Origin of the sequence: Micromonospora sp. DT62, from assembly GCF_049847285.1 — a bacterium.
GTDB lineage: Bacteria > Actinomycetota > Actinomycetes > Mycobacteriales > Micromonosporaceae > Micromonospora > Micromonospora reichwaldensis.
In genome coordinates this window covers 426,527-451,425 of record NZ_JBNCOB010000002.1, presented here as the reverse complement: position 1 = coordinate 451,425, position 24,899 = coordinate 426,527, and the positions used below count along the sequence as shown (strand labels likewise).

The window sequence follows — 24,899 nt, the reverse complement described above, 5'->3', positions numbered from 1 at the left end:
GAGGCGCGTGATGGTGGAGAGTTCGCGAGGGCGACCCCGGGTCGCCGTGGTGGGCACCGGCCTCATCGGCGGTTCGGTCCTGCTGCGGCTGCACGAGGCGGGGCTGGACGTCGCCGGCTGGGACCCGGACCGGGCCACCCGGGCGACCGGGCGCGAACGCGGGATCACCTTCCCCGACGACCTGGGCGGGGCCGTCCGCGACCGTGACGTCGTGTTCCTCTGCGGCCCCCTGCCGAGGCTGCCGGAGACCCTGCTCACCGTCGCGAAGCACACCGGGGGCGGCTGCGTCCTCACCGACGTGGGCAGCACGAAGGGCGCGGTGGCCGCCTTCGCCGCGGCCAACGGGTTGACCGACCGGTTCGTACCGGGCCATCCGATGGCGGGCACCGAACGCTCCGGGCTCGCCGCCGCCGTGCCGGCGCTGTTCGAGGGGGCCGCGTGGGTGCTCTGCCCGGCGGCCGAGGGGATCCGGTCGTTCCGCATGCTGTCCGGCCTCATCGTGGACGTCTTCGCCGCCCGGGTGGTGCCGATGTCGCCGGCGGTACACGACTCGGTGGTGGCGCTCTCCTCGCACATCCCCCACCTGCTCGCCAACAGCCTCGCCGGCGCGGTGGCGAAGTCGGACCTCCGGGACGCCGTGCTGGGCCTCGCCGCGGGCAGCTTCCGGGACGGCACCCGGGTCGCCGGCACCCCGGCCCGGCGTACGGCCGACATGCTCTTCGACAACCGCGAGCAGGTGGTGCGACAGCTCGGCCAGGTCGCTGCGTTCCTCGACGGGCTCGCCGCCGCGTTGCGCGACCAGGACATCGACGCCCTGGTCGGTCACTTCGAGGGGGCGCGGGACCTGCGTACCGTCCTGTTCGACCGTGACCTGCTCGCCCACCGGCAGGAGTTCCCCGCCGACGGCGACCACCGCGCCGAGGTGGAGTTCCTGATGGAGCTGGGGGCCGCCGGCGGTTACCTCACCGAGTGCCGGGTCGACGGCGACCGGGTCGGCTACACGGGCCACCTCCCGGCGACGGCCCACTCGGCCTGAGCCGGACCGGCCGGGGCGTGCGCGACCGGGACCGCCGACCGCACCCGGTCGACGTGCGGTCGGACGGCGGGCGGGCCGACGGGCGCGCGGTTAGGGTGAGGGCATGGTGGACGGGCCGGTGGTGGCGGTGCGCGGCGAGGCGTACCGGGAGGTGGCTCCGGAGCTCGCCCGGTTCGCGGTGACGGCCAGGGCACGCGACCGGGACCGCGAGGCCACCCTGACGCGGCTGGCCGAGCGGGCCGCCGCCGTCCGGGTGCTGCTCGACGGCGAGGGCCCCGGCATCGACCGGCGGGAGACCGGCGAGCTTCAGGTCAGGCCGGAGACCCGGCGTTCCGGCGAGCGGGTGGTGGCGTACAGCGGCAGCGTGACCACCACCGTGACGGTCAGCGACTTCACCGCGCTCGGCGAGCTGATGCTGCGCCTCGCCGACCAGGACCAGATCGAGGTGGCCGGGCCGTGGTGGTCGCTGCGGCCGGACAGCCCGGCCCACCGCGAGGCCCGGCACGCCGCGCTCGCCGACGCCCTGCTGCGCGCTCGCGAGTACGCGGAGGCCCTCGGCGCCCGCGTGACCGCCCTGATCGAGCTGGCCGACGCGGGCGCGGCAGAGCAGCCGATGATGAGCCGGATGGCGTACGCGATGGGCGACGGCGCGGAGAGCGGCCCGCCGGAGCTGGAACTCGACCCGCAGCCGCAGACCGTGCACGCCGCGGTGCAGGCGCGGTTCGCGATCAGCGAGCCGGTACTCGGCTGATGGCCGGCGCCCGGGTCGTCGGCACCGACGAGCTGGTGGCGCGGGCGCGGGCCCTCGCCGGGGCCGGCCCGCGGCAGCTGCTCGGCATCGCCGGGCCGCCCGGCGCGGGCAAGTCGACGCTGGCGGAGCTGATCGTCGAGGCGGTCGGCCCCACCGCCCGGCTGGTGCCGATGGACGGCTTCCACCTCGCGCAGGCCGAGCTGCGCCGGTTGGGCCGCGCGGAGCGTAAGGGCGCCGTGGACACCTTCGACGCCAACGGCTACGTCTCGCTGCTGCGCCGCCTGCGCCGGCTGGAGCCGACGGCGGTCTACGCGCCGGCGTTCCGCCGGGACCTGGAGGAGCCGGTGGCCGGCTCGATCGAGGTGCCGCCGTCGGTGCGGCTGGTGGTCACCGAGGGCAACTACCTGCTGCTGACCGGGACGCCCTGGGACGAGATACGGCCGCTGCTGCACGAGGCGTGGTTCCTCGACCTGGATGCCGAGCTGCGGCTGCGCCGGCTGACCGCCCGGCACGAGTCGTACGGGCGGTCGGCGGAACAGGCCCGGGCGTGGGCGACGGGCAGCGACGAGGCCAACGCCGCCCTGGTGGCCGGCACCGCGCACCGCGCCGACCTGGTCGTCCGGCTCGCCGAGCCGCCGCTGCCCTGACGGGTCGGCCGGCGGGAGGGTGCGCGGCGGACTGACGCTGTCAGTCGAGCTGGCGTACGACGCGGGCCGGGTTGCCCACGGCGACCACGTTCGCCGGCAGGTCCTTCGTCACCACGGCGCCTGCGCCGACGACCGTGTTCTCCCCGACGGTGACGCCGGCGAGCACGATGGCCCCGCCGCCGAGCCAGACGTTGTCGCCGATGGTGATCGGCTTGGCCCCCTCCCACTTGTCGCGGCGGGGCCCGGGTTCGACGGGATGGGTGGGGGTGAGCAGCTGCACGTTCGGTCCGATCTGGACGTCGGCGCCGATGGTGATCGGGGCGACGTCGAGGAGGACCGCGTTGAAGTTGACGAAGCTGCGCGGCCCGATCCGGACCTGCCAGCCGTAGTCGACGTAGAGCGGCGGTCGGACGTAGGTCCCCTCGCCGACCTCGCCGAGCAGGGCGCGCAGGGCCGCGAGCCGGGCCTCGGGGTCGGCGGCCGGACTGGTGTTGAAGGCTTCCATCAGCCGCGTGGCCCGGTCCAGGTCGGCGGCGATCTCCGGATCGTCGGCGATGTACGGCTCGCCGGCCAGCATGCGTTCCTTCATGGATGTCACCGGTCGATCATCTCCGCTGATCAGGCCCGTTCGTTGGCTGGTCCGTCAATTTTGTGACTTCATTTTGCATACTCGGTATGCAAGTCTAATGACTGTCAATGCGTCTCTCCCTACAGGTAGTAACGCCCGACGAGGAGGATCCGTTGCAGCGAAGAAGAAAACTGGTCGGTCTCGGTCTGATGCTCGGCATGGTGCTCGGCACCCCCGGCATGGCCGTTGCCCAGAAGCCCGCCGAACCGACCGTCCGTCCCGACGCGACCCCGCCGTCCCGGGTGGGTGACGCCAGCCGCCCGGTCACCGTCACCCTGCTCACCGGCGACCGGGTCACCGTCAGCGGGACCCGGGCCAGTGTGCGACCCGCACCCGGGCGCGAGGACGTCCGCTTCCTGACCCGACGGGAGCGGGGGCACGTCTCCGTCGTACCCGAGGACGCCGTGGCGCCCATCCGGGACGGGCGGATCGACCGGCGGCTGTTCGACGTCACCGAACTGGTCGCCGCCGGCTACGACGACGCCCGGCGCGACGACCTGCCCCTGCTGATCACCGGCAGCGCCGGCGCGGCCCGGCGCTCCGCCGTGCCCGCCGGGGTGACGGTCACCCGTGAGCTGCCCGCCGCCGGCGGGCTCGCCGCCACGGCGAGCAAGCGGCGGGCCGCCGAGGTCTGGGCGGCGGTCACCGCCGCCGGTGCGAGGGTCGGCGCGGCAGGGGGCGCCGACCGGATCTGGCTCGACGGCCGGCGGCAGCTCACGCTCGACCGCAGCGTGCCGCAGATCGGCGCGCCGGAGGCGCACCGGAACGGCTGGACCGGCCGGGGCATCCGGGTCGCCGTGCTGGACACGGGGATCGACGCGACCCACCCGGACCTGGCCGGCCGGGTGGCGCAGGTGCGCAACTTCACCGAGGAGTCCGCGCCGGGCGACGTCGTCGGGCACGGCACCCACGTCGCCTCGACCATCGCCGGCAGCGGCGCCGCCTCCGGTGGCCGCCACAGCGGTGTGGCCCCGGACGCGACCCTTCTCGACGGCAAGGTCTGCGAGACGTACGGCTGCCCGGAGTCGGCGATCCTCGCCGGCATGCAGTGGGCCGCGGTCGAGCAGCGGGCCCACGTGATCAACCTCAGTCTCGGCGGCTTCGACACCCCGGAGGTCGACCCGCTGGAGGCGGCCGTCAACACGCTCACCGCGCAGACCGGCGCCCTGTTCGTGATCAGCGCCGGCAACTCCGGCCGGTTCGCGCCGGTCAGTTCCCCCAGCACGGCCGACGCCGCCCTCTCGGTGGGCGCCGTCGACCGGGACGACAGCCTCGCCGACTTCTCCAGCCGTGGTCCCCGCACCGGTGACGACGCGCTGAAGCCGGACATCACCGCCCCGGGAGTGGGGATCGTGGCGGCGCGCAGCCGCGACGGGGTGATCGGCGACCCGGCCGGGACCGGGTACGTGGCGATGTCGGGCACCTCGATGGCGGCCCCGCACGTCAGCGGCGCGGCGGCGCTGATGGCCCAGATGCGGCCCGGCTCGAAGGCCGGCGAGATCAAGGCACTCCTGATGTCCTCGGCGAAGCCGGATCCCGAGCTGACCGCATACGAGCAGGGAGCCGGGCGGGTCGACCTGGCCAAGGCGACCTGGCAGTCGCTGACCAACGACCCGCCGAGCGTGTCGTTCGGGCGGACGCTCTGGCCGCACGGCGACGACGCCCTGGTCACCCGCACGGTGACCTGGCGCAACGACAGCGGGACCGCGACCGACCTGGAGCTGGCCGTCGAGGCGACCGGCCCGGACGGCAGGCCGGCCCCGGCAGGCATGTTCACTCTCGGCGCGACCCGGATCAGCGTGCCGGCCGGCGGCACGGCGAGCACCACCGTCACCGCCGACACCCGCGTCGACGGCCCGGACGGCCACTACACCGGCCGGATCGTGGTCCGCGGCGACAACTTCCCGGCGGGCATCCCGCTCGCGGTGCACCGGGAGGTGGAGAGCTACACGGTGACCGCCCGGCACCTGAACCGTGCCGGTGTGCCCACCGGCGAGCACAGCACCACGCTGGTTTCCCTAACCGAGCTGAACCCGTATGACCTGTACGACCCGGACGGCACCGCCGAGCTGCGGGTCCCCAAGGGCCGGTACGGGCTCATCAGCTACGTGTTCGAGGTGGACGGCGACGAGTTCACCGCGGCCACCCAGCTCGTCCAGCCGGAGCTGGTGGTCGGCGGGGACACGCGGATCACCCTCGACGCCCGACGGGGCAAGCCGGTCAGGATGAGCGTCCCGCAGCGCTCGGCCACCCCGGCGCTCGCCGTCACCGAGGCCAGCTTCCTCGCCGAGAACGGCAGCTACACCTTCGGCCTGCTGGACTCCGACTTCGACGGTCTCTTCACCGCAGGGCTCGGGAAGCCGGTGCCCGCACAGCGGTTCGTCGCCACGGTCAGCGGCCAGTGGGCCGACCTGGAGGCAGCGAGCAGCCCCTACCTCTACGCCCTCAACGAGGCCGTGCCGGGCCGGATGCCGACCGGCTTCGTCCGGCACTACCGGGCGAGCGACCTGGCCACCGTCACCCACCGGTTCAACGGCGGCAGCCCCGGCCTGGCCGCGATGCGCCTGGTCTTCGCGCACCGGGAACCCGACCTCGGCGGCTGGGCGGTCGGCCTGCGCACCGCCACCCCCGGGCAACGGGTCGAGCACTACAACACCCGGGGCGTGCGCTGGTCCTCCGAGCTGGAGTTCGGGGTGCCGACCGACGACGGCTGGCTCGACACCAAGGCGATCCTGTTCGCCGAGGAGCGGAGCCTGCGCGCCGGGCGGCACTACCGGGAGAGCTGGAACAGCGCGCCGTACGGGCCGTCGTTCCCGGAGGCGGGGATCGTCCGCCGGGGCGACCGCATCGAGGTGGGCCTGCCGCTGCACAGTGACGCCGAGGGGCACCCCGGCGGCTCGGTCGCCGACACCGCCCGCACCGCCCTCTACCGCAACGGGACGCTGGTGGGGGAGAACGAGGAGCCGGCGTACGGCGGGTTCGACGTGCCGCCGGGCGCGGCCGACTACCGGCTGGAGACGTCGTCGAAGCGGAGCTTCACCGACCTCTCGACCGAGGTGTCAGCCACCTGGACGTTCCGGTCCCGGCACGTCGCCGGGGACGACCCGGCCGTGCTGCCGGCGTCGGCGATCCGGTTCGCGCCCCGACTGGACCGGGACAACGCCGCCCCGGCGGGCCGGAGCTTCGCGATCCCGGTGACGGTGCAGCGGCAGCCGGGCGCGCCCTCGGCCCGGGTCGCCGCGTTGACCGTCGACGTCTCCTACGACGGCGGGAAGACCTGGCAGCGGGCCCGGATCCGTGGCGGCGGGGACGGCTGGACGGCCACCGTGCAGCACCCGGCCGGCACCGGACACGTCTCGCTGCGGGCCACCGCCCGGGACACCGCCGGAAACACGGTCACCCAGCGCGTCATCCAGGCGTACCGCCTGCGCTGAGGCGTACCCCGCCGGGTCCGCGGCCGACCGCGGGCCCGGCGGGGGGCGACCGTCAGTCGTTGGCGTGCAGCGCGGCGTTCAGCTCGATGCCCCTGCCGCTGCGCTGCTTCGCCTCCAGCGCACCGGTCACCGAGTTGCGCCAGAACAGCAGGTTGTCCACCCCGGACAGCTCGCGGGCCTTGACCACCCGGCCGTCCGGCAGGGTGATCTTGGAGGCGGCGGTGATGTAGCAGCCGGCCTCCACCATGCAGTCGTCGCCGAGCGAGATGCCCACGCCGGCGTTCGCGCCGACCAGGCTGCGCTCGCCGATGCGGACCTTGTCGGTGCCGCCGCCGGAGAGGGTGCCCATGATCGAGGCGCCGCCGCCGATGTCGGAGCCGTCGCCGACCACCACGCCCTGCACGATCCGGCCCTCGACCATCGAGGTGCCGAGCGTGCCGGCGTTGAAGTTGACGAAGCCCTCGTGCATGACGGTGGTGCCGGCCGCCAGGTGCGCGCCGAGGCGCACCCGGTCGGCGTCGGCGATCCGCACGCCCGACGGCACCACGTAGTCGGTCATCCGGGGGAACTTGTCCACCCCGTACACGGCCAGGTGGCGGCCGGCGGCCCGCTCGATGACCCGCAGCTCGTCGACCCGCTCCGGGGGGCACGGCCCGGCGGACGTCCAGGCCACGTTCGCCAGCTTGCCGAAGATGCCGTCGAGGTTGAGCTCGTTGGGTCGCACCAGGCGGTGGGAGAGCAGGTGCAGCCGCAGGTACGCGTCGGCGGCGTCCTTGATCGGCTCGTCCAGCGAGCCGATCACGGTGACCACCTGGACGGTACGCAGCCCGGGCAGCGCCCGGTCGCCCATCGCTCCCGGGGGCAGGTCCAGCACGTCCGCCTCGTCCTCGCCGGCGACCAGCGGCAGCTCGCCGAGGCCCAGCTTGCCCGTCGGATACCAGGTGTCGAGCACCTGGTCGTCAGCGGTAACGGTGGCCAGGCCGATGCCCCAGGCGGATTCGGACGTCACTGATTCACCTCTCGTTCGTGCTGCGGGCCGGCGAGCCCTCCGCGTCCCGCGTCCCGCGCGGGCCGCCCCGGAACGCTCGCTCCACGCGCTCGCCGAATCTGACGGTACCGTGCGAACCATGGAGAACCCGCTGACCCCCGAGGTCCTGGCCGATCCGGTGGCGTTGACCCGCGCGCTGGTCGACATGGAGTCCGTGTCCCTCAACGAGAAGGCGATCGCCGACTGCGTGGAGGAGGTGCTGAGGGGCGTACCGCACCTGACCACGTACCGGCACGGCAACACGGTGATGGCGCGGACGGACCTGGGCCGCGACCAGCGGGTGGTGCTCGCCGGTCACCTGGACACGGTGCCGCTGAACAACAACTTCCCGTCGACCATGCGCGGCGACCTGATGTATGGCTGCGGCACCTCGGACATGAAGTCCGGGGTGGCGTTCGCGCTGAACCTGGCGGTGAGCCTGCCGGACCCGCGCTACGACGTGACGTACTTCTTCTACGAGGCGGAGGAGATCGAGTCGAAGTACAACGGCCTCTTCCTGGTCGCCGACGCGTACCCGGAGTGGCTGGAGGCCGACTTCGCGCTGCTGCTGGAGCCGACGCACGGCATCGTCGAGGCGGGGTGCCAGGGCACCATGCGCTCGGTCGTCACCACCACCGGCGTACGCGCCCACTCGGCCCGTTCCTGGCACGGGGTGAACGCGATCCACGCGGCCGGCGAGGTGCTCGACCGGCTGACCAACTACGAGGCGCGGCGGGTGACCATCGACGGCTGCGACTACCGGGAGGGGATGAACGCGGTCCGCATCCACGGCGGCGTGGCCGGCAACGTGGTGCCCGACCGGTGCGAGGTCGAGGTCAACTACCGGTTCGCGCCGGACCGGACCCCGGCCGAGGCCGAGGCGCACCTGCGCGAGGTCTTCGCCGGCTTCGACGTGCGGGTCACGGATTCGGCCGCCGGTGCCCCGCCCGGGCTGGAGGCGGCACCCGCCAAGGAGTTCCTCGCCGCGGTCGGTGCCGCGCCGATCGGCAAGCTGGGCTGGACGGACGTGGCCCGGTTCGCCGCGATGGGCATCCCGGCGCTGAACTTCGGCCCCGGTGACCCCAACCTGGCCCACCACCCCGACGAGCACGTGGAGATCAGCAAGATCCGGGAGGGCGCCGTCACCCTGCGCCGCTGGCTCGCCTCTTCCTGACGCTCTCCGCGCGGGTGTCCCCCGCATGGACGGAAGGTCCGCGTCGGACGACGCGGACCTTCCGTGCACGGTGTCGTCGGTGCGGTCAGACGGTGGTGGACGCGTCGGCGGCGGGCCGGACGTCGGTCTGGCCGCCCTGGTCGGTGGACGGTTCCATCAGGCGGGCGCGGCGGCGCTCGGCCACCACGTCGCGGATGCGGCGCTGCATCTGCCGCCGGATCCGGATCATCTCGCTGTTGCTGATCACGCTGACTCCTCCCCCGAAGGCGCGCGCCGGGGCATACCCGGTATGTGAATAGTAAGACGCCCGTGCGACCGAATTAGTTGCCCAAGATCCGGAAAAATATTTCCCGATCGTCGCCCGGCCCGGCCCCGCCCGTCGCCCTAGGCGGCCCGGCTCACGGTGCGCGCACCTGGCGGGTGCGGCTCCACTACGGTTGCTCCCATGGGTCAGAGCAACGGGCGGGAGGCCGGCCGCGAGCCGGGACGGGAACGGCACCGGGGGGCCGTGACGCTGCGGCGGCAGGCGATGACGGGCAGCACCGCCGACCAGCGCCTGCTCGATTCGCGGGGGCGTGAGGACTGGAAGACCAAGGACGCCTGGCGGGCGCTGCGCATCCTCTCCGAGTTCGTCGAGGGCTTCGACACCCTCGCCGACCTGCCCTCGGCGGTCAGCGTGTTCGGTTCCGCCCGCAGCCACCCGGAGAGCCCCGAGTGCCAGCTGGCCGAGGCGCTGGGCGCTGCCCTGGCCCGGGCCGGCTACGCGGTGATCACCGGCGGCGGGCCGGGCGTGATGGAGGCGGCCAACCGGGGCGCCAGCGAGGCCGGTGGGCTGTCGGTCGGCCTCGGCATCGAGCTCCCCTTCGAGCAGGGGCTCAACGACTGGGTCGACCTGGCCATCGACTTCCGCTACTTCTTCGCCCGCAAGACCATGTTCGTCAAGTACGCCCAGGCGTTCGTCGTGCTGCCCGGCGGGTTCGGCACCATGGACGAGCTCTTCGAGGCGCTCACCCTGGTGCAGACCGGCAAGGTGACCCGGTTCCCCGTGGTGCTGATGGGCGCCGACTACTGGAGCGGCCTGCTCGACTGGCTGCGCGACACGATGGCCGCCGACGGCAAGATCGGCCCCGTCGACCTGGAGCTGATCTGCGTGACCGACGACGTCGACGCGGCGGTCCGGCACATCGTGGAGGCCGAGGCCGCCCTCAACACCGAGCAGGAGGCCGTCCGCGAGGAGGCCGTCGCCGTCACCGCCGCCGACCAGCAGGCCGCCGCCGAGGCGGGCGACGAGAACCGGAAGCGCTGACATGGCGGCGATCTGCGTGTTCTGCGCCTCCTCCCGTACCCTCGACCAGCGCTGGCTGGACCTCGCGGCCGAGACGGGCGCGGAGATCGCCCGGCGCGGGCACACCCTCGTCAGCGGCGGCGGGTGCGTCGGCATGATGGGCGCGCTGGCCGACGGGGCGCGGGCCGCCGGCGGCCGGACGGTCGGGGTGATCCCGCAGTCGCTGGTCGACCTGGAGGTCGCCGACCTGGCGTCGGACGAGCTGCTGGTCACCGACTCGATGGCCAGCCGCAAGACCCTCATGATCGACAAGTCGGACGCGTTCCTCACCCTGCCGGGCGGGCTCGGCACCCTCGACGAGCTGTTCGAGGTCTGGACGACCGCCACCCTGGCCCTGCACGCGAAGCCGATGGTGCTGGTCGACACCGACGGCTTCTACCGCCCGGTGCTCGACTGGCTGGGGGCGCTGGCCGACCAGACCTTCCTCAAGCCCGCCGGCCTGGGCCTGCTCACCGTGACCGACACGGTCCCCGCCGCCCTGGACACCCTGGAACTCCAGCTCCTCTGACGGGGGAGTGTGGGTTGGTCCCCGGCGGGGTGGCGGGGTGGGGGTGTCGTACCGGCGTGGTGGGATGGACGGATGCAGGCGTACCGGCTGGTGCGTCGGCCTGCCGAGGCGGTCCGGGGGGACCACCGGCCCGGCGGGCCGGCCCGGGGGGACGGTCGGTCCGGGGGGCCGACCGAGGGTGAGCGGCGGTCCGGGGGGCCGGCCGACGGTGAGCGGCGGTCCGGGGGGCCGACCGACGGGGACGCGCACAGTGGGGCGGCGCGGCTGGCCGATCCGCGCCAGGCCGAGATCGTGGCGCACACCGACGGGCCGATGCTGGTGCTCGGCGGTCCCGGCACGGGCAAGACCGCCACGCTGGTCGAGGCCGTCGCCGCGCGGGTGGCCGAGGGCGTCGACCCGGAGCGGATCCTGGTGCTCACCTTCGGCCGCCGGGGCGCCACCGCGCTGCGCCAGCGGATCGAGGCCCGCGTCGCCGAGGGCGGGCACCGCGTGCTGCGCGAGCCGCTGGTGCGCACCCTTCCGGCGTACGCCTTCGGGCTGCTGCGGCGGGCGGCGGCCGAGCGCGGCGAGCCGTCCCCCCGGCTGCTCACCGGGCCGGAGCAGGATCTGATCATCCGCGAGCTGCTCGACGTGGTCGGCGAGGCGCCCGACGACGACCCGGTCGGCTGGCCGGAGGACCTTCGCCCCGCGTTGCGCACCCGGGCCTTCGCGGCGCAGCTGCGCGACCTGCTGATGCGCGCCGCCGAGCGGGGCGTCGGCCCCGTCGAGCTGGCCCAGCTGGGCGAGAAGCTCGGCCGCGCCGACTGGCCCGCCGCCGCGCGTTTCCTGCGGGAGTACGTGGCCGTGCTCGCCCTGCGCGACGTCAGCAACCGCGGCTCCGTCGCGTACGACCCGGCCGAGCTGGTCCGGGCCGCCACCGGGATGCTGCTCGACGATCCCGGGCTGCTCGCGGCCGAGCGCCGGCGGCTGGCGTACGTCTACGTCGACGAGTTGGCCGACACCGACCCGGCCCAGCAGGACCTGCTCGCGACGGTGGCCGGCGGCGGCAAGCCCCTGGTCGCGTTCGCCGACCCGGATTCCTCCACGTACGCGTTCCGGGGTGCCGACCCGGCGGGGGTGGCCACGTTCCCGCACCGCTTCCGCACCGCCTCGGGGGCGCCCGCGGCGCAGGTGGTGCTCACCACCTCCTACCGGGCCGGTGCCCGGCTGCTCGCCGCGTCCGGCCGGCTGGCGCGACGGCTGCGCGGCCCGGCGGCGCACCGCCGGCTGCACCCGCTGCCCGACGCGCCGCCCGGCGCGGTCGAGGTACGCACCTTCCGCTCGGCCACCAGCGAGGCGGCCTGGCTGGCGCACGCCCTGCGCGAGGCGCATCTGCTCGGCGGCGTGCCCTGGTCGGAGATGGCCGTGCTGGTCCGCTCCACCGGGCGGCAGCTGCCCTCGCTGCAACGTGCCCTGCACGCCGCCGGGGTGCCCACCGTCGTGCACGGCGAGGACCTGCCGCTGCACCTGCAACCGGCGGTCGCGCCGCTGCTGCTCCTGCTGCGCTGCGCCCTGGAGCCCGAGCGGCTCGACGAGGAGGCCGCCGTGGCGCTGCTGCACTCGCCGCTCGGCGGCGCCGATCCGCTGGCCGAGCGGCGGCTGCGGCAGGGGCTGCGCGCCCTGGCGCTGTCCGGCGGCGACCGCCGGCCCTCGGGCGAGCTGATCGTGGAGGCGCTGCGCGACCCGGCCGGGTTGGCCGGGATCGAGCGGCACTGGGCGGAGCCGGCGCAGACGGTGGCCGGTCTGCTGGCCGTGGCCCGGGAGGCCGCCGCGCGGCCCGGCGCCACGGCGGAGGACGTCCTCTGGGCGGTGTGGCGGGCCAGCGGGCTCGCCGAGCTGTGGTCCGCGGCGACCGGCCGCGGCCAGACGGTGACCGGCGAGGGCGACGTCGCGCGGCGCCGCCGCGCCGAGGCGGCCGACCGCGACCTCGACGCCGTGATGGTCCTCTTCGACGCGGCGGCCCGGTTCACCGACCGGCTGCCCGGCGCGCGTACGGAGGTCTTCCTCGACCACGTCCTCGGCCAGGACCTGCCGGCCGACACCCTCGCCCCGACCGCCGACCGGGGAGAGGCGGTACGGCTGCTCACCGCCCACGCCGCGAAGGGGCTGGAGTGGGATCTCGTGGCGGTCGCCGGGGTGCAGGAGGGCGTCTGGCCCGACCTGCGCCTGCGCGGCAGCCTGCTCGGCTCGGAGCGCCTGGTCGACGTGCTCGCCGGCCGGACGGCCGGCGCGGGCGTGGTGGCGGCCCTGGTCGGGCAGACCTCGGCGCTGCTCGACGAGGAGCGCCGGCTGTTCCACGTCGCGGTCACCCGGGCCCGGCGACGGCTGCTGGTCAGCGCGGTCGCCTCCGTCGCGGTGGGCGGCGACGACCACGAGGAGCAGCCGAGCCGCTTCCTCTACGAGCTGGGCCCCACCGACCCGACCGAGCCGGCCAGCCCGCCGGATCCGACCGGCCCGCCGGATCCCAGCGACCCGACCGGCCCGGCTGGCTCCACCGCGCCTTCCGCGTCAAGCGACGGTCCACCGCCCCCGGGGAGCCGACGCCCGGCCGGCGTCGCAGCGCGACCGGACGGGAGCGCGCCGCAGCGCCCGGAGGAAGGTGGCGCCTCCGCCGAGGAGGAGCCGGACCGGCCGGGGGCGTTGCCAGTGAGCCGGCCGCCCCGGGCGCTGACCCTGCCGGCGCTGGTGGCGGAGCTGCGTACCGCCGTCAGCGACCCGGCCGCGACCTACGCCCGGCGGCAGGCGGCGGCTGCCGAGCTGGCCCGGCTCGCCGCCGCCGGGGTGGCCGGCGCGCATCCGGACGACTGGTGGGGGCTGCGGCAGCTCTCCGACGACCGCCCGCTGGTCGACGAGGGGGAACCGGTCCGGGTCACCCCGTCGGCGATGGAGAGCGCGCTGCGGTGCAGCCTGCGCTGGCTGCTGGAGCGGCACGGCGGCAACCCGCCGGCCAGCGCCGCCCAGGGCGTCGGCAACCTGGTGCACGCCGCCGCGATGCTCGCCGAGGACGCCAGCGCCGACCGGGGGGCCCTGCTGGACTACGTCGCCGCCCGGTTCGACGTGATCGAGCTGGCCGCCCGCTGGATGGTCGGTCCGGAGCACAGCCGCGCCGAGGCGATGGTGGACAAGCTGCTCCGCTGGCTGGCCGCGAATCCGCGCCGGCTGCTCGCCATCGAGCACGAGTTCGCGGTGCGCCTCGACGACCCGCACCGGCCGGTCGAGCTGGTCGGTCGGGTGGACCGACTGGAGGTCGACGAGGACGGCCGGCTGGTCGTCATCGACCTGAAGACCGGCAAGTCCACCGCCGTCACGGCCAACGACCTCGCCGAGCACCCGCAGCTCGGCGCGTACCAGGCGGCGGTGGAGGCGGGGGGCTTCGCCGACTTCGGCGAGGAGTCCGGCGGCGCGGCCCTGGTGCAGCTCGGCACCGGCGCGAAGGACGCGAAGGAGCAGAGCCAACCGCCGGCGGGGGAGGGCCCGGACGCCGGCTGGGCGACCGCGCTGGTGCGACGCACCGCGGATACGATGGCCGCCGCCACCTTCGCCGCGGTCGCCAACTCCAAGTGCCGGGTCTGCCCGGTGCGTACCAGCTGCCCGGTGTCCGGGCAGGGCCGCCAGGTGGTCGAGCCGCCGACCACCCGTCGTCCGGAGACGCCTTGACGCAGCCCGCCCTGTTCAGCAGCGCGACCCCTGCGCCCCGGGTCGCCGACGCCGGCCCCCGCTACACGCCGGTGGAGCTGGCGAAGCTGCTGCGGCTGCCCGCGCCGACCCGGGAACAGGCCGCGATCATCGCCGCGCCCGTCGAGCCGCTGCTGGTGGTCGCGGGCGCCGGGTCGGGCAAGACGGAGACGATGGCCGCCCGGGTGGTCTGGCTGGTCGCCAACTCGTACGTGCGGCCGGAGCAGGTGCTCGGGCTCACCTTCACCCGCAAGGCCGCCGGGGAGCTGGCGCACCGGGTGCGTACGCGGCTCGACCAGTTGGTGCGTCGGCTAGGGCGGCGGGGGCGCGACCCGCTCGACGACCCGCTGGCCGGGGAGCCGACCGTCTCCACCTACCACTCGTACGCCGGCCGGATCGTCACCGAGCACGGGCTGCGGGCGGGCTACGAGCCGTCCACCCGGCTGCTCACCGAGGCGTCCCGCTGGCAGTTGGTCGACCTGCTGGTGCGCAACTACGACGGCGACATGTCCGGAGTGGACCGGATGCCGAGCACGATCACCGACGCGGTGCTGGCGCTGGCCGGGGAGCTGGACGAGCACCTGGTCGACCCGGACGCGCTGGCCGCGTGGACGGGCCGGTTCTTCGCCGAGGTGCAGGTGCGCCCCGGCCGGGTCTACGCCGACGTGCGCAAGGCGCTGCAACTCCAGCAGATCCGGCTGAAGCTGCTTCCGCTGGTGCGCGCGTACGCCCGGCGCAAGGAGGACTTCGAGGCGATGGACTTTGCCGACCAGCTCGCGCGGGCCGCCCGGGTCGCCCGCGACCACCCGGGCGTCGGCGAGATCGAGCGGGACCGGTTCCGGGTGGTGCTGCTCGACGAGTACCAGGACACCAGTCACGCCCAGGTGGTGCTGCTCAACGCGCTGTTCGGCGGCGGGCATCCGGTGACGGCGGTCGGCGACCCCTGCCAGTCGATCTACGGCTGGCGCGGGGCGAGCGCCGGCACCCTGGACCGCTTCCCCACGGAGTTCGCCCGCGCGGGCGGTGCGCCGGCCGAGGTGCTCAGCCTCACCACGAGCTGGCGCAACCGGCCCGAGATCCTCGGTGTCGCCAACGCGCTGGCCACCCCGCTGCGGGCGGCCGGCGCCCGGGTGCCGGAGCTGCGCGCGGCGATGAGCGTCAAGGAGCCGGTCCCGCACCGCAGCGCCCGCGGCGCCGCCGGCGGCACCGTCCACTGCGCCCTGCTGCGGACGTACGCCGACGAGGCCGACTGGATCGCCGACAGCGTGCTGCACGCCTGGCGCGGCGCGGCGGGGATGCCCGGCGTGCTGCCCGAGCACATCCCGGTGCCGCTGCGGCCCACGACCGCCGTGCTCGTGCGGCTGCGCAGCCAGATCCCGGCGATCGAGTCGGCGCTGCGCGAGCGCGGCCTGCCGGTCGAGGTGGTGGGCCTGGGCGGCCTGCTGGACACCCCCGAGGTGCGGGACGTGGTGTGCACGCTGCGGGTGCTGGCCGACCCGACGGACGGGGCCGCGCTGCTGCGGCTGCTGACCGGCGCGCGCTGGCGGATCGGGCCCCGGGACCTGGTGGCCCTGCACCGCCGGGCGAAGTCCATCGCGGCGGCCCGGCGCAGGCTCGCCGACGACGGCACCCCGGAGATCAGCCCGGATCTGCTCGACGAGGCGACCCTGGTGGAGGCGCTGGCCGACCTGGGCCCGGCCCAGGCGTACTCGGCGGAGGGCTACGCGCGGCTGCGGGCGTACGCCCGGGAGCTGGGCCTGCTGCGCTACCGGCTGGACCAGTCCCTGCCGGAGCTGATCGCGGACATCGAGCGGACGATCGGCCTGGACGTGGAGGTGGCGGTGCGGGCCGGCCGGGACGGGGCCGGTGACGCCGGCCTGGCGCGGGGCCACCTGGACGCGCTCGGCGACGTCGCCGCCCGGTTCAGCGGGGAGACGCCGGGCGGCACCCTGTCGGGGTTCCTGGCCTACCTGGCTGCCGCCGAGGACGAGGAGCGCGGCCTCACCCCGGGCGAGGTGGAGGTGGTCGAGGGCGCGGTGCAGATCCTCACCGCGCACGCCGCGAAGGGCCTGGAGTGGGACGTGGTCGCGGTGGCCGGGCTGAGCCGGGGCGTCTGGCCGGGGCCGGTGCGCAACTCCGACCACTGGCTCGGCGGGCTGGGCGTGCTGCCGTTTCCGTTGCGTGGTGACGCCGACGGGCTGCCGGAGCTGGGCCTGGCCGAGGCCGAGGACCAGCGGGGGGTGGCCCGGGCGCTGGAGGACTTCACCGACGCCTGGCGGGCGCACGACGAGCGGGAGGAGCGCCGGCTGGCGTACGTGGCGGTGACCCGCCCTCGGCGGCTGCTGCTCTGCTCCGGCTACTGGTGGGGGGAGGGCACCAAACGGCCGCGCGGCCCGTCGGTGCTGCTGCGGGAGGTGCACGACGCCTGCCTGGACGCCCGCGCCGGGCACCTGGTGGACGAGTGGGCGCCGGAGCCGCCGGGGGACGCGGTCAACCCGACGACCGAGGTGGTGCTGCGCGCCGAGTGGCCGGCCGACCCGCTGGGCGCCCGCCGGCCGGCGCTGGCCGAGGCGGCAGCCCTGGTCCGCCGCTTCCTCGCCGATGGCGACAGGGTGGCACGCCCGCTGCCCGGCGGCGAGACCGCCGAACGGACGCCGTCCGACGGCGACCCGGCGGCCCGCCCGCTGCCCGGCGGGGAGGCAGCGGCCCGCCCGCTGTCCGGCGGCGAGACGGCCGAACGGACGCCGTCCGGCGGCGACGACACCGCCGGGGTGGGCGCGGACCCGTCGGCTGGCGACGCGGACGTGGCGCGGTGGCGGCGGGAGGCCGACCTGCTGCTCGCCGAGCGGGCCGAGCTGACCCGGCAGTCCGGCGCGGTCGAGGTGGCCCTGCCCGGCCAGCTGTCGGTGACCCAGTTGGTGGCGCTGCGCCGGGATCCGGCGGCGCTGGCCCGCGCGCTGCGCCGCCCGGTGCCCACCGAACCCAATCCGTACGCCCGCCGGGGCACCGCCTTCCACACGTGGCTGGAGCAGCGGTTCGGCGCGGACCGGCTGCTCGACCTGGACGAGCTGCCGGGTGCGGCGGACGCGGACGCGGCGCCGGACGAGGCGTTGGCTGAGCTCCAGGAGCGTTTCCTGGCCAGCGAGTGGGCCGAGCGGGTGCCGGTCGAGGTGGAGGTGCCCTTCGCCACAGTGATCGCCGGAGTGGTGGTCCGGGGGCGGATGGACGCCGTCTTCGCCCGGCCGGGCGGGCGGTTCGACGTGGTCGACTGGAAGACCGGCCGGCAGCCCGTCGGCGCAGCCGCCGAGGTGGCCGCCGTGCAGCTCGCGGTCTACCGGCTGGCCTGGGCGGAGCTGGCCGGCGTGCCGGTGGAGCGGGTCGGTGCGGCGTTCCACTACGTGCGGGACGGGGTCACGGTCCGCCCGGCGGACCTGCTCGACGCGGACGGGCTGACCGCGCTGATCGTCTCCGTACCGGAAATTCCGGCAGACGGTGGCGCGGGGCCGAATCCGTGATAGGTTGGTCGCGTTGCAGTTATGGTTCCCAGAGACTCTGTGTGCGCCTGGAGGATTGTGGCCCAGGCGCTCTTTGTTGTGTCCGGAGTTCTCCGGGCGGGGCGACCAGAAGCGACAAGCGAGCCAGGCAGTTCCGCGTGGCGCGCTCCTCTTCGAGCCCGCAACAAGTGCGGGTTCGACGTTCCGTCAAGGAGACGAAACAAAAATGGCTATTGGCACCGTCAAGTGGTTCAACGCTGACAAGGGCTTCGGCTTCATCACTCCGGACGGCGGCGGCGCCGACGTCTTCGCCCACTTCTCGGCGATCCAGTCCTCCGGCTACCGGAGCCTGGACGAGAACCAGCGGGTCGAGTTCGAGGTGACCCAGGGCCAGAAGGGCCCGCAGGCGGAGAACATCCGCCCGCTCTGATCTTCGGATCTTCCAGGTAGCACCCATCGCGCCCTCCGGGCGCGGTGACGGGACCGGCCCGCCGCACTGTCGACCTGCGTGAGCAGGCGGCGAACGGCGGCGGGCCGGGGCCCGTACCCCTTTCGGTTCGTGCTTGTGAGTCACCTGCGGCCTGGCCCGCCGGTGACAGCGCCGCCTCCGGCGCCCTCCCTCGACACGTGCCGCGTCGAGGAAGGCTTCCGCATGACCACTGTCGTACCCTCTTTCGCCCTCACCGGGCTGGCCCCGGCGCTGCTCGCCGAGCTGACCGCCCAGGGCATCACCGAGCCGTTCCCGATCCAGTCGGCGACCCTGCCGGACTCGCTCGCCGGCCGGGACGTGCTCGGCCGGGGCCGCACCGGCTCCGGCAAGACGCTCGCCTTCGGGCTTCCCCTGCTGTCCCGCATCGCCGGCCGCCGGGCCCGCCCGGGCCGACCGTTGGCCCTGGTGCTGGTGCCCACCCGCGAGCTGGCCCAGCAGGTCACCACCGCGCTCGACCCGTACGCCCGCGCCGTCGGGCTGCGCTGCGCCACCGTCGTCGGCGGGCTTTCGCTGCAACGCCAGGCGGACGCCCTGCGCACCGGCGCCGAACTGGTCGTGGCCACCCCCGGCCGGCTGCACGACCTGATCAACCGCGGCGACGCCCGGCTGGACCAGGTCGGCATCACCGTGCTCGACGAGGCCGACCAGATGGCCGACATGGGCTTCCTGCCGCAGGTCACCAAGCTGCTGGAGCAGGTCGCCCCGAACGGGCAGCGGATGCTCTTCTCGGCCACCCTGGACGGCGGCGTGGACAAGCTGGTCCGCCGCTTCCTGAGCAGCCCCGTGACGCACTCGGTGGATCCGGGTACCGCCACGGTGACCGCGATGACCCACCACGTGCTGCACGTCGACGCGCTGGACAAGCCGACCGCGCTGACCTGGATCGCCGCCCGCGAGGGCCGCACCATCCTGTTCATGGGCACCAAGCACCGCGCCGACCGGCTGGCCCGCCAGCTGCTGTCCAAGGGAGTACGTGCCGCCGCGCTGCACGGGGGGAAGTCCCAGCCGCAGCGCACCCGGATCCTGGAGCAGTTCCGCACCGGGCAGGTGACGGCGCTGGTCGCCACCGACGTGGCGGCGCGGGGCATCCACGTGGACGGGCTGGACATGGTGGTCAACGTGGACCCGCCCGCCGAGGCGAAGGACTACCTGCACCGTGGTGGGCGTACCGCCCGGGCGGGGGAGTCCGGCACGGTCGTCACCCTGGTCCTGCCGGAGCAGCGCCGGGACGTGTCCCGGCTGATGTCGACCGCCGGGATCCGTCCCGAGTCCGCCCAGGTGCGGTCCGGCGACGAGGCCCTGGCCCGGGTGACCGGCGCCCGGGAGCCGTCCGGCGTGCCGGTGACGATCGCGCCGCCCGCGCCGCAGGCCGCCTCCGCCGGGTCTGCCGGCGGCCGGTCGGCCGGCCGCGCCGGTGAGGGCGGCCGGGCTCCGCACCGCGCCTCGGGGCGGCCCCGCCGCTCGCGCCGCCCCCGCACCCCGCACGCCTCCTGACCAACCCTCCACGTCACGCTCTCCCATCGGCTCCGGGCACCCGTGCCCGGAGCCGACGGCTGAGTCTGGAATCAGCGGACGTTACGTCCGATCGGCGACTGTTTCCGCCGCCGGGGGTGGTGGAAGCTGGGGCGGGGGAAGATCCGGGCGGGACCGCCCGGCGTGGGAGGGGTGACCATGGCGGGCGACGCCGGCTCGGGCGCGGCGCGGGAACTGTTGCTGGTGCTCGCGGTGGCGCTGGCCGGGCTGCTGCTCGCCGTGGTCGCGGTGTTCACGCCATGGCACGCCACCCCGGACGGGGCCGCGCCAGCCGCTCCGGTCGAGCTTCGCAGCCCGACGGAGCGGCCGGTGTCCACCGTCGGCTGACCGTCGCCGGGGCCCGCCTGCCCGTCGCCGGAGGAGCCGGTGCGCGGTCAGCCGGCGCGGGTCTCCCCGGCGCCGGCCGGGAAGTGGTCCGCCCCCAGCAGGTCGGCGAGGGTGGTCCGGTCGACCACCAGGGCGATCGCGCCGTGCACGGCCAGCCAGACGTCCCGCAGTCCGGTCGCCACACCCGCGTAGCCGGCCCGCTCGGCCGGCAGCCCGCGGACGGTCGTCAGGGACCCGCCGATCGCGCGGAGCACGTCGCCGACGCTGATCTCCACCGCCGGGCGGGCCAGGGCGTACCCGCCCTCGGTGCCCCGGTGGCTGACCAGCAGACCGGCCCGGCGCAGGTCGACCAGGATGCCCTGGAGAAAGCTCAGCGGGATGTCCTGGCTGTCGGCCAGCGTCCCCGCCTTGACCAGCTCGCCGCCACCGACCGGAGCCGCGGCGGCGACGGCGAGCATGGCCCGGAGCGCATAGTCACTGCGCGCGGAGACGTACACGTCACTGACCCGCCTGGTCCAACACGCCCCAGCGCCGCCGGATCGCCTTGTCCGCCGCCCCGAACGCGGCGTCCACCGCCAGGCCCAGCACCAGGATCACGATCATCGTGGAGATCAGCCAGGGCGAGTCGGAGAGTTCCCGCGAGTAGGTGAGCTGCGCGCCCAGCGAGGTCTGCGAGATGCCGACCACGATCAGCTCGCCGGCCATCAGGCTGCGCCAGGAGAACGCCCAGCCCTGCTTGAGACCGGCCACGATGGCCGGCAGCGCGGCGGGCGCGATGACGTACCGGTACAGGTTCAGCCCTCGGGCGCCGAGGTTGCGGCCGGCGCGCAGCAGCAGCGGCGGCACGTAGTCCACACCGGCGATCACGCCGTTGGCGATGGACGGCGCGGCGCCGAGCACCACCACGAAGAAGATGGCCTTCTCGCTCAGCTCGAACAGCAGGATCGCCAGCGGGAACCAGGCGATCGACGGCATCGTCTGCAACGCGGTGATCATCGAACCGATCGCGGCCCGCAGGATCCGCGACCGGGCCACCGCGAGGCCGAGCAGCAGGCCGACGGCGACCGAGAAGACGTAGCCGAGGGCCGCCCGACGCAGGGTGGTGACCAGCCCCTCCCAGAGCTGGACGCCGCTGACCTGCCGGAGCAGCTCCTGACCCACGGCGACCGGGCCCGGCAACGAGTACTCGGGCTTCCAGCCGGTCCAGACCACGACCTGCCAGGCGCCGACGGCGAGGACGAGGGCGGCCAGCTTCGGCCAGGTCGCCGCCCAGAGCCGGCTGGCCCGCGTACGGCTCTTCTCCCGACCAGCCAGCTCCAGGGCGTCCAGCCCGGAGATCTCCGCGTCGGTACGCGGGACGGCGGCGAGGGTGTCACCGGCCATGGCGGCCCACCTCCGTACGCAGGCGGCCGGTGACCTCGGCGGCGATCGCGGCGACCTCGGGGGAGTCGATGCGGCGCGGCCGGGGCACGTCGACCGGGGTGGACCAGATGATCCGGCCGGGCCGGCTGGAGAGCAGGATGATCCGGTCGGCGAGCCGGGCCGCCTCGCGGACGTTGTGCGTCACGAAGAGCACGGTGAGCCGCCGCTCGGTCCAGATCCGTTCCAGCTCGTCGTGCAGGATGTCCCGGGTCATCGCGTCCAGCGCGCCGAATGGCTCGTCCATCAGCAGCACCGGCGTGTCCAGGGCGAGGGTGCGGGCCAGCGCCACCCGCTGGCGCATGCCGCCGGACAGTTCGTGCGGGCGCTTGCGGCCGAAGTCGGCCAGGTGGACCGTGCCGAGCAGTTCGGCGACCCGGTTCCGCCGCGCCGCCCGGGGCAGCCCGCGCAGTTTCAGCGGCACCTCGACGTTGCCCTCGACGGTGAGCCAGGGGAAGAGGGCGGGCTCCTGGAACATCAGTCCCGGGTCGACGCCCTCGTCGAGGGTGATCCGCCCGCCGCTGGGCAGGTCGAGGCCGGCGACCAGGTTGAGCAGGGTGCTCTTGCCGCAGCCGGAGGCCCCGACCAGGCAGACGAACTCGCCGGGCGCGACGTCGAGGGAGACCCCGTCCAGGGCGACGACGGCGTTCGCCCCGCGCCCGTACACCTTGGTGACGCCGTGCAGCGCGACCGAGCCGGTCGCGCTGCGTGGCGTCGTCGTGGTCGACGTCATGGTTGGACGACCCCGGGCTTGCCCTGGCCCTTGAGCACCTCGTTGAGGTGGGTGAGGTCGTAGAGGCCGTCGAGGCTGACCGGCTGGGTCAGCCCGACCGCGACGGCGTGGTCGAGACCGGTCTTCAGCGACGAGGCGATCGGGTCGTTGGTGAACTCCAGCGTCGGCCAGGCCTGCTTGATCAGCTTGAGGTCGAGCGGCTTGCCGCTGATCTTGCCGATGTGGTCGGAGATGGCCTGGTGCGCCTCGTCGGGCCTGCCGTTGACGAACTCGTTCGCGGCCACCTGGCCCTCGACCAGCTTCTTCACCACGTCCGGGTGGGCCTTGAGGAACTTGGTGCTGACGATCAGGTTGGTGATGACGAACTTCCGGTCCGGCCAGAGGTCGCGCTCGTCGACGAGCACCTTGCCCCCGGCGTTGACCAGCCGGGACACGAACGGCTCGGGCACCCAGGCGCCGTCGACGGCCCCGCTGTTGAACGTCTCCACCGTCTGGGCGTTCTCCTGCGGAATGATCTTGACGTCGCCGCCGCCCTCCTTGGTCGTCGTGAGGCCCTTCTCCTTCAGCCAGTGGCGGATGGCCACGTCCTGGGTGTTGCCCAGCTGCGGGGTGGCGATCTTCTTGCCCCGGAGCTGCTCCACCGAGGTGATCTCGGGCTTGACGACGAGCGCGACGCCGCCGGAGGCCGCGCCGGAGATGACCCGGACGGCCTCGCCCTTCGACTTCGAGAAGGCGTTCACCGTCGGGTTCGGGCCGATGTACGTGGCGTCGAGCGCGCCGGAGAAGATCGCCTCGATGGCGGCGGGGCCGGCGTTGAAGGTCTTCGTCTCCAGCTTGACGTCGCCGCCGAGCTTCTCGGCGAAGATGCCCTTCTCCACGCCGACCACGGCCGGTGCGTGGGTGATGTTGGGGAAGTAGCCGAGCCGCAGCGTCGTCGGGCCGGAGCCGCCGCCCGCGCCCTCGCTGTCGTCGCCGCAGGCGGCGGCGGTGCCCAGGGTCGCCGCGCCGACGACGGCGAGGGTGGCCAGGGAGACCCACCGACGCATGGGGAGCCGTCTCATCGTCCATCCAATCCGCAGTATTCCTACTTAGTTGGTAGGAAGATTGGGGCAGGCGGTGAACTGGCGTCAAGGGCCAACCACATGGCGGGATGGGCATCCCAGAAAAAGCGCCAATCTCTACCGGTTGAGTGTGCTTTGCGGCCGGGGCTCGCAGCGTCGCCCCCGGCTGCCGGAGCGGCTGCCCGCGACGCCCCGGGCGCCGGTCGGGGCGGCAGGGGAGAGGTGGCCGGTGGCGGGGGTGCCGACGCGCTAGGGTCGACCCCGTGGCGGCGCGGAGATCGAGAATTCCAGCGACGAAGTACCCGGTAGAGCGGTTCACGCTCGACAACGGCCTGCGGGTGGTCCTGACCCCCGACCGCAGCGCCCCGGTGATCGGGGTGGCGGTCGTCTACGACGTCGGCATCCGCTCCGAACCCGAGGGGCGCAGCGGCTTCGCCCACCTCTTCGAGCACCTCATGTTCCAGGGCTCCGAGAATCTGGAGAAGCTGGCGCACTTCCGGCACGTGCAGGGGGCGGGCGGCACCTTCAACGGCTCCACCCACCTGGACTACACCGACTACTTCGAGACCCTGCCGAGCAACGCCCTGGAGCGCGCGCTGTTCCTGGAGGCGGACCGGATGCGCGGCCCCCGGCTGACCGAGGAGAACCTGCGCAACCAGGTCGACGTGGTCAAGGAGGAGATCCGGGTCAACGTCCTCAACCGCCCGTACGGCGGTTTTCCCTGGCTGACCCTGCCACCTGTCATGTTCGACACCTTCCCGAACGCGCACGACGGCTACGGCTCCTTCGTCGACCTGGAGTCGGCCACCGTCCCCGACGCCGCCGACTTCTTCCGCCGCTACTACGCGAGCGGCAACGCGGTGCTGGCGGTCAGCGGCGACATCGACGTCGCCGAGGCGACCACGCTGATCGAGCGGCACTTCGGCGACGTGCCGGCGCGTCCCGCCCCGAAGCGGCCCGACTTCGCCGAGCCCGACCTGACCGAGGAGCGGCGCACCTCGTACACCGACGAGTTGGCCCCGCTGCCGGCGGTGGCCGGCGCCTGGCGGGTGCCCGACCCGATCACCGACTTCGCCGCCTACCTGCCGTACGTCGTGCTGGCCGAGGTGCTCACCGACGGCGACGCGTCCCGGCTGGTAGAGCGGCTGGTCCAGCGGGACCGGGCGGTGACCAGCCTCGGCGGCTACGTCGGCTTCATGGGCGACCCGTTCGACGTGCGGGACCCGACGGCACTGCTGCTCCAGGCGCACCTGCCGCCCGGCGGGGACGTGGACAAGGTGCTGCGCACCATCGACGAGGAGCTGGACCGGCTGGCCACCGACGGCGTGGCCGAGGGAGAACTGGCCCGCACCCAGGCCCGGATGGCGACCCACCTGCTGCGCGACACCGACGCGGTGCTCGGCCGGGCGTTGCAGATGGCCGTGCTGGAGCAGCAGCGCGGCGAGCCGGGGCTGCTCAACGACCTGCCCCGGCTCGTCGGCGAGGTCACCGACGAGCAGGTCCGCGCCGCCGCGGCCACCCTGCGGCCCGAGCGCCGCGCGTCCATCGAGGTCATCCCCGGAGGTAACAGGTGAGCGC

At 74.5% G+C, this 24,899-nt stretch carries 20 protein-coding genes; 13 read left to right on the top strand and 7 right to left on the bottom strand.

What is annotated here, in order from left to right; all coding sequences use genetic code 11:
* Positions 1–10 precede the first annotated feature (10 nt).
* The 3 genes from ACPXCB_RS05585 to ACPXCB_RS05575 all read left to right on the top strand — a co-directional run bounded on the left by ACPXCB_RS05585 (position 11) and on the right by ACPXCB_RS05575 (position 2,434).
* Entirely contained in the window at positions 11–1,036 is a 1,026-nt protein-coding gene (locus tag ACPXCB_RS05585; protein ID WP_425872747.1) for a prephenate dehydrogenase, read from the top strand.
* A 103-nt stretch (positions 1,037–1,139) separates the two neighbouring features.
* A complete protein-coding gene (locus ACPXCB_RS05580; RefSeq protein WP_425872745.1) occupies positions 1,140–1,787 on the top strand; it encodes an SIMPL domain-containing protein in 648 nt (215 codons plus the stop codon).
* Entirely contained in the window at positions 1,787–2,434 is a 648-nt protein-coding gene (locus ACPXCB_RS05575; RefSeq protein ID WP_425872743.1) for a nucleoside/nucleotide kinase family protein, read from the top strand. The genes ACPXCB_RS05580 and ACPXCB_RS05575 overlap by 1 nt, the downstream gene beginning before the upstream one ends.
* Positions 2,435–2,474: 40 nt before the next feature.
* Here ACPXCB_RS05575 and ACPXCB_RS05570 read toward each other — a convergent pair whose 3' ends face one another.
* Positions 2,475–3,032 carry a sugar O-acetyltransferase gene (locus ACPXCB_RS05570; RefSeq protein WP_151456224.1) on the bottom strand — a complete coding sequence of 186 codons (558 nt, stop codon included), beginning with the start codon at positions 3,030–3,032 and terminating at the stop codon, positions 2,475–2,477.
* Positions 3,033–3,130: 98 nt separating this feature from the next.
* Between ACPXCB_RS05570 and ACPXCB_RS05565 the strand changes: the two genes are divergently transcribed.
* Positions 3,131–6,496 carry a S8 family serine peptidase gene (locus ACPXCB_RS05565; protein ID WP_425872741.1) on the top strand — a complete coding sequence of 1,122 codons (3,366 nt, stop codon included), beginning with the start codon at positions 3,131–3,133 and terminating at the stop codon, positions 6,494–6,496.
* A gap of 52 nt (positions 6,497–6,548) precedes the next feature.
* On the opposite strand, the gene dapD is transcribed toward ACPXCB_RS05565, so the two are convergent.
* On the bottom strand, positions 6,549–7,505 hold the full coding sequence (dapD, locus tag ACPXCB_RS05560) for a 2,3,4,5-tetrahydropyridine-2,6-dicarboxylate N-succinyltransferase (RefSeq protein WP_425872739.1): 957 nt from the start codon (positions 7,503–7,505) through the stop codon (positions 6,549–6,551).
* Between the two features lie 118 nt (positions 7,506–7,623).
* On the opposite strand from dapD, the gene dapE reads away from it, so the two are divergent.
* A complete protein-coding gene (dapE, locus tag ACPXCB_RS05555; RefSeq protein ID WP_425872737.1) occupies positions 7,624–8,697 on the top strand; it encodes a succinyl-diaminopimelate desuccinylase in 1,074 nt (357 codons plus the stop codon).
* Between the two features lie 85 nt (positions 8,698–8,782).
* Here the strand turns inward: dapE and ACPXCB_RS05550 are convergent, their stop codons facing one another.
* Positions 8,783–8,944, bottom strand: coding sequence for a hypothetical protein (locus ACPXCB_RS05550; protein WP_425872735.1), 162 nt, complete (start codon positions 8,942–8,944; stop codon positions 8,783–8,785).
* Positions 8,945–9,142: 198 nt separating this feature from the next.
* On the opposite strand from ACPXCB_RS05550, the gene ACPXCB_RS05545 reads away from it, so the two are divergent.
* The 7 genes from ACPXCB_RS05545 (at position 9,143) to ACPXCB_RS05515 (ending at position 20,108) form a co-directional block, all read left to right on the top strand.
* Positions 9,143–10,003, top strand: coding sequence for a TIGR00730 family Rossman fold protein (locus tag ACPXCB_RS05545; RefSeq protein WP_425872733.1), 861 nt, complete (start codon positions 9,143–9,145; stop codon positions 10,001–10,003).
* A gap of 1 nt (position 10,004) precedes the next feature.
* Positions 10,005–10,550: a TIGR00730 family Rossman fold protein gene (locus ACPXCB_RS05540; protein ID WP_132231057.1), complete on the top strand. Its 546-nt coding sequence runs from the start codon at positions 10,005–10,007 to the stop codon at positions 10,548–10,550.
* Positions 10,551–10,622: 72 nt separating this feature from the next.
* Positions 10,623–14,246 carry an ATP-dependent helicase gene (locus ACPXCB_RS05535; RefSeq protein WP_425872731.1) on the top strand — a complete coding sequence of 1,208 codons (3,624 nt, stop codon included), beginning with the start codon at positions 10,623–10,625 and terminating at the stop codon, positions 14,244–14,246.
* Positions 14,243–17,779 (top strand): ATP-dependent helicase, encoded by a 3,537-nt coding sequence (locus tag ACPXCB_RS05530; protein ID WP_425872730.1) that lies wholly within the window; start codon positions 14,243–14,245, stop codon positions 17,777–17,779. Before ACPXCB_RS05535 ends, ACPXCB_RS05530 begins: the two co-directional genes overlap by 4 nt.
* 205 nt (positions 17,780–17,984) lie before the next feature.
* The gene (gene cspE, locus ACPXCB_RS05525) at positions 17,985–18,188 is read left to right on the top strand and encodes a transcription antiterminator/RNA stability regulator CspE (RefSeq protein WP_007464836.1); all 204 of its coding nucleotides are present in this window, start codon (positions 17,985–17,987) and stop codon (positions 18,186–18,188) included.
* A gap of 222 nt (positions 18,189–18,410) precedes the next feature.
* Positions 18,411–19,742, top strand: coding sequence for a DEAD/DEAH box helicase (locus tag ACPXCB_RS05520; protein ID WP_425872728.1), 1,332 nt, complete (start codon positions 18,411–18,413; stop codon positions 19,740–19,742).
* A gap of 177 nt (positions 19,743–19,919) precedes the next feature.
* Positions 19,920–20,108 carry a hypothetical protein gene (locus ACPXCB_RS05515; RefSeq protein WP_425872726.1) on the top strand — a complete coding sequence of 63 codons (189 nt, stop codon included), beginning with the start codon at positions 19,920–19,922 and terminating at the stop codon, positions 20,106–20,108.
* Between the two features lie 47 nt (positions 20,109–20,155).
* On the opposite strand, the gene ACPXCB_RS05510 is transcribed toward ACPXCB_RS05515, so the two are convergent.
* Genes ACPXCB_RS05510 through ACPXCB_RS05495 form a run of 4 tightly spaced genes read right to left on the bottom strand, consistent with a single transcriptional unit; the run spans position 20,156 to position 23,321 of the window.
* Entirely contained in the window at positions 20,156–20,605 is a 450-nt protein-coding gene (locus ACPXCB_RS05510; RefSeq protein WP_425872724.1) for an RrF2 family transcriptional regulator, read from the bottom strand.
* 1 nt (position 20,606) lies between these two features.
* On the bottom strand, positions 20,607–21,491 hold the full coding sequence (locus tag ACPXCB_RS05505) for an ABC transporter permease (RefSeq protein WP_311413001.1): 885 nt from the start codon (positions 21,489–21,491) through the stop codon (positions 20,607–20,609).
* Positions 21,481–22,260 carry an ABC transporter ATP-binding protein gene (locus ACPXCB_RS05500; RefSeq protein WP_425872722.1) on the bottom strand — a complete coding sequence of 260 codons (780 nt, stop codon included), beginning with the start codon at positions 22,258–22,260 and terminating at the stop codon, positions 21,481–21,483. Before ACPXCB_RS05500 ends, ACPXCB_RS05505 begins: the two co-directional genes overlap by 11 nt.
* Positions 22,257–23,321: an ABC transporter substrate-binding protein gene (locus tag ACPXCB_RS05495; protein WP_425872720.1), complete on the bottom strand. Its 1,065-nt coding sequence runs from the start codon at positions 23,319–23,321 to the stop codon at positions 22,257–22,259. The genes ACPXCB_RS05500 and ACPXCB_RS05495 overlap by 4 nt, the downstream gene beginning before the upstream one ends.
* Positions 23,322–23,584: 263 nt before the next feature.
* On the opposite strand from ACPXCB_RS05495, the gene ACPXCB_RS05490 reads away from it, so the two are divergent.
* Complete coding sequence (locus ACPXCB_RS05490) at positions 23,585–24,895, top strand: M16 family metallopeptidase (protein WP_425872718.1); 1,311 nt, start codon at positions 23,585–23,587, stop codon at positions 24,893–24,895.
* Positions 24,896–24,899 lie beyond the last annotated feature (4 nt).

Bases quoted from the DNA above. Each gene is read 5' to 3' on its own strand.
- ACPXCB_RS05585 (WP_425872747.1), top strand. From the start codon at position 11: ATGGTGGAGAGTTCGCGAGGGCGACCCCGGGTCGCCGTGGTGGGCACC.
- ACPXCB_RS05580 (WP_425872745.1), top strand. From the start codon at position 1,140: ATGGTGGACGGGCCGGTGGTGGCGGTGCGCGGCGAGGCGTACCGGGAG.
- ACPXCB_RS05575 (WP_425872743.1), top strand. From the start codon at position 1,787: ATGGCCGGCGCCCGGGTCGTCGGCACCGACGAGCTGGTGGCGCGGGCG.
- ACPXCB_RS05565 (WP_425872741.1), top strand. From the start codon at position 3,131: ATGCGTCTCTCCCTACAGGTAGTAACGCCCGACGAGGAGGATCCGTTG.
- dapE (WP_425872737.1), top strand. From the start codon at position 7,624: ATGGAGAACCCGCTGACCCCCGAGGTCCTGGCCGATCCGGTGGCGTTG.
- ACPXCB_RS05545 (WP_425872733.1), top strand. From the start codon at position 9,143: ATGGGTCAGAGCAACGGGCGGGAGGCCGGCCGCGAGCCGGGACGGGAA.
- ACPXCB_RS05540 (WP_132231057.1), top strand. From the start codon at position 10,005: ATGGCGGCGATCTGCGTGTTCTGCGCCTCCTCCCGTACCCTCGACCAG.
- ACPXCB_RS05535 (WP_425872731.1), top strand. From the start codon at position 10,623: ATGCAGGCGTACCGGCTGGTGCGTCGGCCTGCCGAGGCGGTCCGGGGG.
- cspE (WP_007464836.1), top strand. From the start codon at position 17,985: ATGGCTATTGGCACCGTCAAGTGGTTCAACGCTGACAAGGGCTTCGGC.
- ACPXCB_RS05520 (WP_425872728.1), top strand. From the start codon at position 18,411: ATGACCACTGTCGTACCCTCTTTCGCCCTCACCGGGCTGGCCCCGGCG.
- ACPXCB_RS05515 (WP_425872726.1), top strand. From the start codon at position 19,920: ATGGCGGGCGACGCCGGCTCGGGCGCGGCGCGGGAACTGTTGCTGGTG.
- ACPXCB_RS05505 (WP_311413001.1), bottom strand. From the start codon at position 21,491: ATGGCCGGTGACACCCTCGCCGCCGTCCCGCGTACCGACGCGGAGATC.
- ACPXCB_RS05500 (WP_425872722.1), bottom strand. From the start codon at position 22,260: ATGACGTCGACCACGACGACGCCACGCAGCGCGACCGGCTCGGTCGCG.
- ACPXCB_RS05495 (WP_425872720.1), bottom strand. From the start codon at position 23,321: ATGAGACGGCTCCCCATGCGTCGGTGGGTCTCCCTGGCCACCCTCGCC.